10 protein-coding genes and 1 other RNA gene are annotated in these 13,379 nt (G+C 61.6%); 6 read left to right on the top strand and 5 right to left on the bottom strand.

Features of this window, described 5'->3' with window-relative positions; all coding sequences use genetic code 11:
* Positions 1–252, top strand: a 252-nt coding sequence (locus tag IQ26_RS19775) for a transposase (protein ID WP_208760186.1), incomplete at its 5' end; no start/stop codon positions are given.
* A gap of 290 nt (positions 253–542) precedes the next feature.
* Here IQ26_RS19775 and IQ26_RS19770 read toward each other — a convergent pair.
* From IQ26_RS19770 to IQ26_RS19750, 5 genes are all read right to left on the bottom strand, one after another.
* Entirely contained in the window at positions 543–1,748 is a 1,206-nt protein-coding gene (locus tag IQ26_RS19770; protein WP_145720030.1) for a M14 family metallopeptidase, read from the bottom strand.
* A 103-nt stretch (positions 1,749–1,851) separates the two neighbouring features.
* A complete protein-coding gene (locus IQ26_RS19765) occupies positions 1,852–3,504 on the bottom strand; it encodes an alpha/beta hydrolase (RefSeq protein ID WP_145720029.1) in 1,653 nt (550 codons plus the stop codon).
* Between the two features lie 423 nt (positions 3,505–3,927).
* The gene (locus IQ26_RS19760) at positions 3,928–4,593 is read right to left on the bottom strand and encodes a class I SAM-dependent methyltransferase (RefSeq protein ID WP_145720028.1); all 666 of its coding nucleotides are present in this window, start codon (positions 4,591–4,593) and stop codon (positions 3,928–3,930) included.
* Positions 4,590–5,888 (bottom strand): BtaA family protein, encoded by a 1,299-nt coding sequence (locus IQ26_RS19755; protein ID WP_145720027.1) that lies wholly within the window; start codon positions 5,886–5,888, stop codon positions 4,590–4,592. Before IQ26_RS19755 ends, IQ26_RS19760 begins: the two co-directional genes overlap by 4 nt.
* 32 nt (positions 5,889–5,920) lie before the next feature.
* The gene (locus IQ26_RS19750; RefSeq protein WP_145720026.1) at positions 5,921–9,712 is read right to left on the bottom strand and encodes a hydantoinase B/oxoprolinase family protein; all 3,792 of its coding nucleotides are present in this window, start codon (positions 9,710–9,712) and stop codon (positions 5,921–5,923) included.
* A gap of 178 nt (positions 9,713–9,890) precedes the next feature.
* On the opposite strand from IQ26_RS19750, the gene IQ26_RS19745 reads away from it, so the two are divergent.
* The 5 genes from IQ26_RS19745 to rnpB all read left to right on the top strand — a co-directional run bounded on the left by IQ26_RS19745 (position 9,891) and on the right by rnpB (position 13,293).
* A complete protein-coding gene (locus IQ26_RS19745) occupies positions 9,891–10,091 on the top strand; it encodes a hypothetical protein (RefSeq protein ID WP_145720025.1) in 201 nt (66 codons plus the stop codon).
* A 299-nt stretch (positions 10,092–10,390) separates the two neighbouring features.
* Positions 10,391–11,110, top strand: a complete 720-nt coding sequence (locus IQ26_RS19740) for a J domain-containing protein (RefSeq protein ID WP_145720024.1) — start codon at positions 10,391–10,393, stop codon at positions 11,108–11,110.
* Positions 11,107–11,874, top strand: coding sequence for an N-acetylmuramoyl-L-alanine amidase (locus IQ26_RS19735; RefSeq protein ID WP_145720023.1), 768 nt, complete (start codon positions 11,107–11,109; stop codon positions 11,872–11,874). Before IQ26_RS19740 ends, IQ26_RS19735 begins: the two co-directional genes overlap by 4 nt.
* A gap of 187 nt (positions 11,875–12,061) precedes the next feature.
* Positions 12,062–12,835 carry a lytic transglycosylase domain-containing protein gene (locus tag IQ26_RS19730; protein WP_145720022.1) on the top strand — a complete coding sequence of 258 codons (774 nt, stop codon included), beginning with the start codon at positions 12,062–12,064 and terminating at the stop codon, positions 12,833–12,835.
* A gap of 59 nt (positions 12,836–12,894) precedes the next feature.
* Positions 12,895–13,293: RNase P RNA component class A (gene rnpB, locus IQ26_RS19725), an RNA gene on the top strand.
* The last annotated feature ends 86 nt before the right edge of the window (positions 13,294–13,379 follow it).

Raw genomic sequence — 13,379 nt, 5'->3', positions numbered from 1 at the left:
CGCTCGATCTATGAGGGTGCGCGCGACATGGCCCGCGACATCGCCAAGACCGACGCCTACCAAACCTCACGCTATCAACGGAAGAAGGTGGAGATGCTGTTCGCGCACCTCAAGCGCATCCTGAAGCTCGACAGACTGCGATTGCGCGGCCCCTGTGGTGCCCGCGATGAGTTCCACCTCGCAGCCATCGCCCAGAACCTCAGGAAATTGGCCAAGATCTGCACTACCCGGACGCCAATCCCAGCCAGTTAGGGCAAGGAGGCCGCCTCGACCCAATCGCAACTCGTCGCGGCGAAAAGAACGCCCGGCTTAATCACCGACTTCTTCAACACAATCGGACCCTTCTCGGACATTTGACGCCGAGAGCCGGGACGACGCAGGTTGGGTGGGAAAGCGGACGCTCCGTCGCCAGTCGTTTTTGGAGTACGGATCCGACGAGCACGGTCAGGCTCAATCTGTCGGCGCGGCCTCCACTTCGGCGACGTGTTTGGATTGCCGCGATCGCTGGTCAGCTCACCTAAGCCGCCTCGGCAGGGTGTGAACTACTCGGGATAAGTCTCGACGCCCTCCGACGCCGTCCTGTGGAAAAGGACAAATACCAACGTATTGCCGGCCTCGGCCGTCGTATCGCTGCGCAGCCCCGCCACCTCTCCAGCCACGCTGCTGGTGTACTCCGCAACCACCTCGCCGAAGCTGTTACGCTGAATGGCCACCTTCTGTCCGGGTCCGACCTTGTCGTTCAGCTTGACCAGATGCTCGACGAACCCGGCCTGAGTTGCCAGGATCGGGAACGCACTGTTGCCGACAAAAACATTCACATCCTTACCCGTGCGTCCCATTGGCCCGGCAAGGATGCCATGATGCTTGAGGACGTTCATCGTGCCTTCAACGAATAGGGGAATCATCTCAAGGTCGAGGATACGCGCAGCACCAACCTCCGGACAAAAGGATGGGATACCCGCGGCGACAAACGCGTTATGAAGGACACTTGGATACACAGGATTGTCGAAGATCTGGCCCACTGGATAAAGTTCCAGCATCGCCTTGATCTCGGGCACATCCATGTCGCCAATATTGAATGCGGAGGCATCGAATCCGGTCGTCCCGGTATGGAAGTCGATTGCGATGTCAGCGTTCGGCCGAAGGAGCCGGTTGAACAGGAGACCGGCGTGGCGGCTGGCCGCACTGGCACCGTTCTCGTTGCCGGGCCATTCCCTATTCATGTCGATCAGGTCAATGCCCCTGCCAGAATTGGGCCATCTGCGCTGCATGCTTTCCATGGCTGGACGGGACACGTCCGTGACCGCCATCACTGTGCCCGACATCTCCGCCGGATCAAGTTGGTTCATCACGGTCTGGACCGCATGCACAGAACTCATCTCGTCACCATGCACACCACTGACCAGGACAGCGCGCTTGCCCGGCTTTGCCCCCCTAGCGACCGTCACAGACACATACCAGTGCTGTCCGGTGGGCATCTGCGCGCCCTGAAAATACAAAAAATGCTTCTTGCCGGGCTCTAGGTCGGTGACGTCGAGCACGCTGACGACTTTTTTCCCCTGGATCACATCGCCGGTATAGACCGTTGCTGATGGCGCACCCGGTGTCGGGCTAACAGATGAAGCCGCTGAGTCCTGGGCGTTCGCAGAACCAGCATTGGCCGCGAAGACGGCCGCCGCGCCTACCGAGGCAATGGATGCTACAATTAGATCCCGGCGGTCGAGGCCTTTTTTAGGTTTGTCCGACATGATGAGGATCTCCTTATGTCGTGTGGAAAGCCAAAGTCGAATGCCAAATGTGTTGACTTTCGTAAGCAAACCGCTCGCATAACGCACTCGTCGCAGGCAGCGATCACATCCTGCCGCGAGCGGCAAGATACTGCTTCAATCGCGCGATCTGGTCGGCAGACCAGCCCTGCGGATCAGTCACCGCGAGCCACGCGTCGACGTAGTGTTCGGGCGCAAAGACATGACCATAGCCCATCGGCGTATTGGTCGCGACGGCCATGTCAAGGGCCAACTGTAGCATCGATACCACCGGATACCACCGCAGTTCCGGCGAGACGTCCGGGCCGCGTGGAGCGTCCATCCACTCGGGACGACGATAGAAGTCGCGATAATCGAAAAACGTAATCGCATCGCTGGCATATTGGAGGTAGACAATGCGCATGGGACCCCAAGGCGCGTCCGCCGGACCGGTCTCGCCATTCTGGTTCATGAAGCGGACGAACGAACCGTTCCGGAACCGCGGCAACCAAGCGGGCGTACCGGCATTGCGATGCTCCGTTATGCTGCGCCAAATTCTGCTCTCAAAGGGCGGACCGCTCCACAGCGCCCCTTGGACAGGGTCACCAAGGATCTCGAAAAGCTCCACCGATCTCTCGGAGTTCATCGCTCCGAGGCTCAGGCCATGCAGGAAGAGTTTGGGTCGCCTGTCGTGGGGAAGCGTCGTCCAGTATTCATAGACTGCGGCAAACAAAGCCCTTGCTGCTTCCGAGCCGTATTCCGGCTCGACCAACAACGATAGCGGGCTCGACAGATAGGAGTACTGCTGGGCAACACTCGCCACGTCGCCATTGTGGAGGTATTCAACCGAATCCATCGAGGCGGGATCGATCCAGCCACTTCCGGTAGGCGTGATGACGACCAGTACGGAGCGTTCGAAGGCCCCGACACGCTTTGATTCCTCAAGGGCAAGTTGCGCCCTCTCTTCGGCAGTGTCGGCCGCCCGAAGCCCCACATAGACCCGGATGGGTTCGCGCGCATCCTTTTGCGTGAACGTGCTTATCTCGCTAGCGGTAGGTCCCGTCGCGATGAACTCTCGTCCTGCCCGTCCAAGTTCTTTCCAGCTGACGAGGGAAGCGGCACTGCCGGTCTTGAGCTGAGGTGTCGGCTGCGCTCGATCCGGTTCGACGAGGGCATCAAACGTTGCGAAGGACGAATCGGCGACGTAGAGCGCGTAGCGCACGAGCACGCCATTTGCGACCGCCCAGAACAACAGTATCGCGACAGTGAAACCGATCACATTCGAAACCCTGCGGGGGACGAAGCGGCCCGACCTTTCTGAAATCAAACGGGAGATGCGTTTGAAGAGCCGGGCCAGCGCGATGAGCATCAGGAACGTGACGATCGCGATGACGCAGACTTCAAGCGGATGCGCGCTCGTCACGGGTTCGAGGTGCATCAGTTGACGGATTGAATTTTGCCATTCCGCTGCCCACCATAAAAACAAGATGGCGATTGCTGCGCAAATGGCCGCGACGGCGATCTTGAGAGCAAGCAGGAACCGCTCACGCGGTTCCGGAAGCTCCATATAGGCCCACAGCCAGCGCCACGCGACTCCGATGCCGTATCCGGCGGCGAAACATGCCCCGGAGAGCACGCCCTGGGTCAGATAGGTTCGAGGAACAAGGGTCGGCGTAAGAGAAGCTACGAAGAACAGCGTGCCCACGACGAGGCCGCCGGCAGAAAGCGAGCGCCAGAACTTTGTCACCCAGTTACGCATTTGGCCGCTTCGCTTCTCCTAGGATAGCGGTCTCGCGATGAATACGACTAGCCCATCATGGCCTGCTCTCGCGTTTTGTAGAAGGAGGGCAGGATAAATTTCCAGCTGCTCCGTGTGGCAAGTCGCAATATCTGGTTGAGTTGCATTGCGGTCGCCAAAAATCCCCGTCGCTGTTGGAGAGCCGATGTTTGCAAATGGCGCGACCGCACCGGGAAGCCCGGACGAGTCAAGAGGATACTCGGTTGAGCGTTGGCCTTTCGCGCCGGAAAACACAAGCGGCGTTCGCCAAGTCTAGTCTAATCCGATTCAGAGTTCGTTCTCGTGAAGAGCGTGGCGAGATGGACGGCAATGTCCGCTCCTGACGCGCGAAGTTGCCTGTCTTCGACTCCGGCTCGGCCTGACCTGAATTTCAACACACCCTGACTAGCTGCGCTGCCCGACCACGGCGAGCCATGCATAGCCGCGATAAAGTGTTCTGAATCGAAGGCTTGCGCCGATTTTTGCAGATTCCGATTCCAGGACATCGCGCAGGGATTCACGCGGCTCGACGTGGAATTTTCTCAGCCAGCCGCGCAACAGCGTGCGGAACCAGCGGGGCAGGGCCTCCTGCTGGCCGAAATCGACGACGTGCAGCGAGCCGCCAGGTGACAGGGCCGCAAGTGCCGCTGAAACCGTCCTTTCCCAGCCGGGAATCATCGACAGCGAGTACGAGACAAAAATGCGGTCGAAATTTTCGACAGAGAATAGCGCTTTCGCGTCGAAATCAGTGGCGTCGCCGCGCGCCAGCGCAACACGGCCGGACAGGCCTTCGCGGATCATGGCGGCGCTCGCCGTCTCCAGCATTTCGGCCGAAATATCGAGGCCGAAGAAACGTGCGGCGGGATAGCGGCGAGCGGCAAGCACGATGTTGCGGCCGGTGCCGCAGCCGAGTTCGAGCACAGTGCCGTCGGCCGGCACGTCAAGCCCTGATATCAACCGGTCGCGGCCGAGCAGGTAGTATTTGCGGGTCAGGTCGTAGAAATGGCGCTGCCAGCGATAGACGCCGTCCATCAGCTCGGCATGGCTGGCTGGCAGCTCGCTCGTGCTCATGCGGTCCGCTTCACATAAAGGTGGAAGCCGCCATAGATGGCCGAACGGTCGCGGGCCGAGAATTCGCGCGAAGCCTCGTCCGCATAGCTCCACTGGTCGAGCAGCGAATTCGAGACCCGGCCGGGCAACAGGCTGGGTTCGGCCGCGGTGCGGAAGATGACGCGGGCATCAGTCGAAGCGGTGCGGGTGATCTCGGCCCACAGCGCATTGAGCTGGTCGTCGGTCATCCAGTCCTGCGCGTCGAGCAGGACGAAGCGGTCGACCGAACCGGCATCCTTGCCCGCGAGGAATTCGATCAGATTGGCATGGTGGATGGCGACGCGGTCGACGTTATCGCGGATCGTCTTGTAGTTGCGCTTTTCGAGATAGGCGGGCAGTGCCGCCTCGCCGGGATTGGGATAACGGCGGGCAAAAGCCTGCCAGGCGAAATAGTTGTTTTTCAACGGAAAATCGCAGGCGAGCTTTTCGAGCCGGGCTTTCAGCACGCTGGCCATGGTGCCGTCGCCCGAGGTGATCAGCGAATCGTACTGTGCCGGCGGAATGCCGAGCCCGAACAGCGAGGCTTTTCGCGAGGTGGCCCATTTCAGCAGCGGCTTTTCGAAGACCGGCGCCAACTCCTCGTTGAAAAAGCGGCGCTGGTCGGCAAGGCTTTTGGCTCCCATGATGCCGGCCGGGTCGACACCGAAGAATTTGGCGGTGCGGTGGCCCATGGCGATGAACAGGCCGAGCAGGCCGGTCTGGTAGAAATTGCGGTCGAAGACGATGATGCGGCGACGGCGGCGCCAGTTGCGACGTTCCCAGTAGTGACGGCTGACCGGGTCGAGATGCGGCGCGATGAAGCGGTCGTAGGCTTGCGAATTGTGACGGGTCTCGGCAGCGCCGAAGAAACGGAACAGGTCGCCCTGGGACGGCAGATGGCGCACCGCCTCCAGCTTCATGCGGTTCAGCGCGATATGGGCCGCGTTGAGATCGACGGCGTCGATCCTTTCCGGCGACCGGGTGAGATAGGCGAGGATGTTGCAGCCGCCCGAGGCGATGGTGACGACGCGATGGCCCTGGCCAAGCTGCATCGCCTCGATGTCGACGTCAGGATCTTCCCAGATCTGCGGATAGACGAGGCCGGAAAACAGGAAGGCGAAGAGCCGTTCGGAGAGACCAGCCTTTGAAAGAGGGCGATTCTGATAGACGGCCTTGCCAACTTCCTTGCCGCGGCGAAAAACCAGTTCTCCGGAAAGATCCGTCATGACGAGGTGATTCCCCATTTGCTCTGGCGCAAGCGGGTAACGCAGGGTCATGACAGGCGGGTGACAGTCTTGTTGATGCCAGCTCAGGCCATACCAAACCCACCCGGCGTCGGCGTCGTCACGATGACGGCTTCACCGGCCTCAAGCACCGTCTGGTCGCAGGCCTTCAGGATTTCGACGCCGCCGTCCTTGCGACGGACTTTGGTCGAGCCGGCCTCGCCGTCACCGCCGCCGTCCAGGCCTTGCGGCGGGCGGTTGCGATGCGAGGACAGGATGGCGCACTCCATCTTTTCGAGGAAACGGATGGTGCGCCTGGTGCCGTCGCCGGCACTCCATCTGCCTTTGCCGCCGGAGCCTTCGCGGATGTGAAAATCCTCGAGCAGGACGGGAAAACGTAGTTCCAGCACTTCCGGGTCGGTGAGGCGCGAATTGGTCATGTGGGTGTGGACGCCGGAAGTGCCGGCAAAGCCGTGGCCGGAGTTCATCCGGCCTGCCGGTGAGCCGGAACAGATCGTCTCGTAATACTGGTATTGCTTGTTGCCGAAGGTGAGATTGTTCATCGTGCCTTGCGCGTTGGCCATCGCGCCCATGGCGCCGAACAGCGCGTTGGTGACATGCTGGGAGGTCTCGACATTGCCGGCGACGACGGCAGCCGGGTAGGCGGGTTTCAGCATCGAGCCATCGGGGATGATGATGTTGATGGGCCGGAGACATCCGGCATTCATCGGGATCATGTCCTCGACCATGACGCGGAAGACATAAAGCACGGCTGCGCGGGCGACCGGCTCCGGTGCGTTGAAATTGTTCTTCATCACCGGCGACGTGCCGGTGAAGTCGACGGTCGCCGCACGCTTCTGCCGGTCGACCGATATCTTCACCTTGATGATCTGGCCGGTGTCGGTTGGATACTCGTATACGGAACTGTCGGGCAGCCGCTCCAGCACCCGGCGCACGCTTTCGGCCGCGTTGTCCTGGACATGGCCCATATAGGCCTCCACCACGCCAAGGCCGAAATGCGCGACCATCTTGCGAAGCTCGGCGACGCCCTTTTCGTTGGCGGCAATCTGCGCTTTGAGGTCGGCGATGTTCTGGTGCGGATTGCGTGCCGGGTAAGGGTGGTCCGTGAGCAGCGTTTCCAGTTCCTTCTCGCGAAACCTGCCGCGATCGACGATGCGGAAATTGTCGAACAGCACGCCTTCCTCGTCGACGGTGGTGGCAAGCGGCGTCATCGAGCCGGGCGCCGTGCCGCCGATGTCGGCATGGTGGCCACGTGAGGCGACGTAAAAGAGGATCTTCGGCGATTGGCCGGTCTCCCCCTCAAGCGGGGAGACCGGGCGCTCTCCTTCGAACACCGGCGTGACAACGGTAATGTCAGGCAGATGCGTGCCGCCATTGTAGGGCGCGTTGAGGGCAAAGACGTCGCCGGGATGGATGTCGCCGGAGTTGAGCCGGATGATGGTTTCCACCGAACGGTCCATGGAGCCGAGATGCACCGGCATGTGCGGCGCGTTGGCGACCAGCGCGCCATGCCGGTCGAAGACGGCGCAGGAGAAATCCAGCCGTTCCTTGATGTTGACGGAATAGGCGGTGTTTTGCAGCGTCACGCCCATCTGCTCGGCGATCGACATGAACAAATTGTTGAAGACCTCCAGCATGACCGGATCGGCCTCGGTGCCGAGCGCCGCCTGCCGGCGCTTTTTCTCGATGCGTCGCAGGAGCACATGGTTCCTGCCGGTGATCCCGGCCTGCCAGCCCGGCTCGACGACGATGGTCTGGTTCGGCTCAATGATCAGGGCAGGGCCGGCAACCTTGTGCCCCGGTTTGAGCGCCTCGCGGCGGAAGATGCCGGCGTCGCGCCAGGTGCCGTCGGTGAAGATTTGCCGGCGCTCCGAAGGGTTTGCGGCCATGTCCTCAAGGACTGAATCACTTTCCTCGCGGCCGGCGTCGCCGGTGTCGATGCCTTCGACGCCGACCGATTCCACGATCATCGGCTTGTCGTCATAGACGAAACCGAACTGCGCCTTGTGGGCCGTTTCGAAATCGCCCTTGGCCCGTTCGATCGAGCCGTGCTCGAAATTCACCGGCAGCGCGGTATCGGTGCCGTCGTAGCGGACCTGCAGCACCGGTTTCGAGGCGACGGCGTCGTCGGTGATGCCTTGCGCTGCAAGCTCGTCGATGACGGCTTTTCGCAATGTCGCGATGAGCTCGTCGATTGCCGGCCAGGAGTCTTGCGCCAGCGGTTTCAGCAGCGCCTGCTGGCGCGAAGCAAAAACCGAGGACAACCCAATGCCATAGGCCGAAAGCAGGCCGGAGAAGGGATGGATCAGCACCGCCTCCATGCCGAGTGCGTCGGCAACGAGGCAGGCGTGCTGGCCGCCGGCGCCGCCAAAACAGTTCAGGAGATATTCGGTGACGTCGTAGCCGCGCTGCACGGAAATCTTCTTGATGGCGTTGGCCATGTTTTCCACGGCGATGGTGACAAACCCTTCGGCGACAGCCTCCGGTGAGCGCCCATCGCCGATTTGGGCGGCGAGTGCCGCGAATTTCTCGCGCACGGTTTGCACGTCGAGCGGCTCGTTCTGCCCGGGTCCGAAAATGGACGGGAAGAAATCGGGCTGCAGCTTGCCCAGCATGACATTGGCGTCGGTGACGGCCAGCGGGCCGCCGCGCCGGTACGCGGCCGGGCCGGGATTGGCGCCGGCCGAATCCGGCCCGGCGCGAAAGCGGCCGGCCTCGTAGTGCAGGATCGAGCCGCCGCCGGCGGCGACGGTGTGGATGCGCATCATCGGCGCACGGATGCGCACGCCGGCAACCTCGGTGTCGAAGGCGCGCTCATAGTCGCAGTCGTAGTGGGCGACGTCGGTAGATGTGCCACCCATGTCGAAGCCGATGACCTTGCCAAAACCGGCGAGCTTCGCCGTCTCGACCATACCGACGACGCCGCCGGCCGGGCCGGACAGCAACGCGTCCTTGCCCTGGAACATGTCGGCGGCGGTGAGGCCACCCGACGACATCATGAACATGAGGCGGGGGCTTTCCCTCCCCCCCGAGGGGAGGGTGGCGGCGAAGCCGCCGGGTGGGGTCGGCTCGACTGGGTTCGACGTTCCTTGAGGCCTCACGCTGTCTTGGGCGACCCCCTCTGTCGGCTTTGCCGACATCTCCCCCTCAAGGGGGGAGAGAACGCCGAGCTCTTGGCCAACCTTCTGTACATATCTCGACAGAATCGGCGACAGATAGGCGTCGACCACGGTGGTGTCGCCCCGGCCGACCAACTTGACGAGCGGCGAGACCTCGTGACTGACCGAGACTTGGCGAAAGCCCAGCTTTCTGCAGACTTTCGCAACCGCCTTTTCGTGGTCGTGATATTTCCAGGCATGCATGAAGACGATCGCCACGGCGTCGATGCCGTCGGCCCTGGCCTGTTCGATGGCCGGGCGAACGGCGGCGATGTCGAGCAGCCGTTCGACGCGGCCGTCGGCGCGTACGCGCTCGTCGACCTCGATAACGCGCTCGTAGAGCTGTTCGGGAAGAATGATCTCCTTGGCGAAGATGTCGGGCCGCGCCTGATAGGCGATCCTCAGCGCGTCGCGAAATCCCCTGGTGACGAGCAGCAGCACACGGTCGCCCTTACGTTCCAGAAGCGCGTTGGTGGCAACCGTGGTGCCCATCTTGATGTCGCCGATCACGCTGGACGGAATCGGCGCGCCGGATTTCAATCCGAGCAGCTCGCGAATGCCTTGTATGGCGGCGTCGGTATAGGCTTCAGGATTCTCGGACAGCAGCTTGCGCGGATGCAGCCCGCCTTTCGGGTCACGGCCGATGACATCGGTGAAGGTGCCGCCGCGGTCAATCCAGAAATCCCATTTGGCGGTCACGGCAGCTGCTCCAGGCATTTTATTGATTCAATGTGTTAATTCGCCATGGCTTGGCCGGCAACAGCCAAAGAGGAGGATGTTACATACGGAAATGCAACGTTATGAAACTCATAGGCACCTTATGCATTCTGTCCTAGATCGCCACCGGTAGCGGGGGCGTGACTAGAGGAGAGATATCATGAAGAAACTCATTCTTGCGTCGGTTTCGGCGCTTGCCCTGCTTGGCGTCGCCGCTTGCAGCGACAGCGGCACGGGCGGGGACGGTACAACCACGCAGAGCACCAATCCGCCGGCGGCCGAACAGCCGATGCAGCCGGCTCCTGACGCCACGCAGCCGGCCGAGCCGGCTCCAGCAGAGCCAGCTGCGCCCGCGGAGTAGGTCTGATGTAACGAACAGAAGGCCGGCGTGACGCCGGCCTTCTGACGGATTCGGGACACGCGCCTTGCGGTCGAAAGCGGTAACCGCCGTCACCGCAAAGGCGAAAGCGTGGCCGCGCCCATCACTTTTTCGCCCAGGGCCGTCCCAGCCCGGCATTTTCCGCGCCAGTTTCCCCGAGAAGGCCGAAGCTCGCCGTGAGGAGGGCAACGAACGACCAGAGTCCGCGAAATCGATTGGGTCGGGCCCTGCGGCACTGTCTTCGCTTGATAGCGGTGGCCGGTTGGCCCTAATAGGTGCTCATGTCGATTTGGGATCGCCTCGGCGACTTCATCACACGCGTTTCGTCCTCAACCTCGTCGGGTGTCGCCGACGTCGTCGAGGCCGTGCGAACGGTTTTCTCCGGCGATGCGGACCTGCGCCGGCGCGTTGCTTTCTCGGTGGCGATGATCGCGCTGTCGGCCAAGATGGCCAAGGCCGACGGCATCGTCACGCAGGACGAGGTGCGCGCCTTCCAGGAAATATTCGAAGTGCCGAAGGAGCAGACGCGTAACGTGGCGCGGCTCTACGATCTGGCCAAGCGCGACATCGCCGGCTTTGAGACCTATGCCGAGCGGATGGCGCAGCTTTGCGGCTCAGGCCATTCGAACTGCGTGATGCTGGAGGATATCCTCGACGGGCTGTTCCATATCGCCAAGGCCGACGGGCTGGTCCACGAGCGGGAAGGCCAGTTCCTGCATCGCATCGCCGAGATCTTCCGGATCGAGGAGGCGCATTACCAGAGCATTCTGGCGCGGCACGTCGATCTGGGTGCGGCCGATCCCTATGTCGTGCTCGGCATCGAACGGGGAAAACCGTTCGAGGAGGTCCGAAAGCGTTATCGCAAGCTGGTTTCGGACAACCATCCGGACCGGCTGATCGCGCGCGGCCTGCCGCAGGAATTCATCAAGATCGCAACGAGCAGGATAGCGGCGATCAACGCGGCCTATGAGATGATCGAACGAGGCCTGCGGCACGCATGAGCGGCTTCCTGCCCGACGAGCCGAGCGCCGAGGTAAGAGTATCGCCGAATTTCGGTCCACGCCGCGAGACGGCAAAGCCCGACATGATCGTGCTGCACTACACCGGCATGAAGACCGGCGGCGGCGCCGAAGCCTGGCTATGCGATCCGGCCAGCGAAGTGTCGTCGCACTATCTCGTCCATGAGGACGGCCACATCGTCCAGATGGTCAGGGAAAGCGACCGTGCCTGGCATGCCGGCAAGGGTTCCTGGTTCGGGCGCACCGACATCAACTCCTGTTCGGTCGGCATCGAGATCGTCAATCCGGGGCATTCGCTGGGCTATCGGAATTTTCCCAAACGGCAGATCGATGCGGTGATCGGCCTGTGCGAGGGGATCGTCCAGCGCCATTTTATTCCAGCTCAACGCGTGCTCGCCCATTCCGACGTGGCGCCGGGACGCAAAATCGATCCCGGCGAGAAATTCCCTTGGAAGGCCCTGTTCGAGGCCGGTGTCGGCCATTTCGTCGAAGCGGCACCCGTCAGGCGCGGCGCGGTGCTGAAGGCCGCGGACGCGAATGCAGAGGTCGAGGCGCTGCAGTCGATGCTGGCGCTCTACGGCTATGGCGTGGAGATATCGGGCGTTTTCGACCGGCAGACCGAAATCGTTGTCGAAGCTTTCCAGCGGCACTTCCGGCAGCGTTTGGTCGATGGTTTGGCGGACGGGTCGACAATCCGCACGCTGGAAAGGCTGGTTGCTTCCGTGAGGACAGTTCCGCCCAGATAGTCTTTTTCCTGCTCGTTGAGTTACAATTTGTCACTCAAAGTGATTTGCTTCGCCTTCTTTGCCGCCAATTCGATCGTCAAAGGCGATCCGTGCAAGTTGTCGGATCTAACACCCTCCGAGATGTTCCGATGTTGAATTAGGGTAGCTGCGTGAAACTCTTCGCGCGGTTCAAACAGAACAGGATCACATGCAGAAATTGACCGTTGTAACGGCAGCTGTTGCTGTCGGCGTAATGACTTTTGCCATCGGTGCGGCCAATGGCGCGCCGCTGAGCCAGCGGGCCGACCAGGGTTTCATTACCGCATCTGGCAAAACCGCCGTACCAAAAGCCGGCCAAAGCGCAAAGGAGAAAAAGATAAAAAGGACGGCCTCCGCAAAGGCGGAAAAAGCGGCTGCGGTAAAGGTGAAAAAGCCAGCCTCTGCAAAAAAGCCAGCCTCTGCAAAAAAGCAAGTCTCTGCAGAAAAGGCAGTCTCCAAGCGGCATGTGAAGCGCAACAGGAAACGCATCGACCGGACGACGACGGCGTCGATCGGCCGGAAAGGCAAGGCGGCGTCGACGGCGGCCGCTGGCGGCAGCGGTCAATTCTCGACGATCATCGAGCGTCATGCGGCCAGCTATGGTGTGCCGGTCTCGCTCGCCAAGGCCGTCATCAAGATCGAGAGCAACTTCCAGCCGAACCAGGTGGGCAGTGCAGGCGAGATCGGCCTGATGCAGATCAAGCCGTCGACGGCGCGGATGATGGGGTACAGCGGTTCGATCAAGGGTCTCTACGATCCGGATACCAACATCAAATACGGCATGAAATACCTCGCCATGGCGCGGGACCTCGGCGGCGGCACGACCTGCGGCACGATCCTCAAATACAATGCCGGCCATGGCGCCAAGCGCATGAACCCGGTGTCCGCGGCCTATTGCGGCAAGGTCAAGGTGCAGTTGGCCGCACTTGGAGCGCCGGCGTAATAAGCCGGAACTTGCTTTTTTGTTTGCGTTTTCAGACGTGAACCCCTTTATACGCCTTGCCAGCTGGCCGGGCGGCCGCACCCGCGAAGCCGAAAGGCTGCGGGTGAGGAAAGTCCGGGCTCCATGGAGACACGGTGCCGGTTAATGGCCGGCGGGGGCGACCCTAGGGAAAGTGCCACAGAAAGCAGACCGCCACGGTTTTACCGTGGTAAGGGTGAAAGGGTGGGGTAAGAGCCCACCGCGCGACTGGCAACAGGAGCGGCACGGTAAACCCCACCGGGAGCAAGACCGAATAGGGACGGTGCGAGGGGAAACCCTCGGGGGCTGTTTCCGGCCCACCGTCCGGGTAGGTTGCGTGAGGCACATGGCAACATGCGCCCAAGATGAATGGCCGCCACGTTCTCGCCCCGGCAGGGGCGAGGGCCATACAGAACCCGGCTTACAGGCCAGCTGGCAATTTCTCCAGATTCTACAAGAAAATCCCTGATATCAGTAGGTTGCGCCTTCGGGCGCGCCTGCTGGTTCAGGCGGTTCAGAAACTGAA

It is taken from the genome of Mesorhizobium tianshanense (assembly GCF_007830515.1).
Lineage (GTDB): Bacteria > Pseudomonadota > Alphaproteobacteria > Rhizobiales > Rhizobiaceae > Mesorhizobium > Mesorhizobium tianshanense.
Note: the sequence above shows the minus strand (reverse complement) of the source record. Positions and strands in the feature narration are given on the sequence as shown.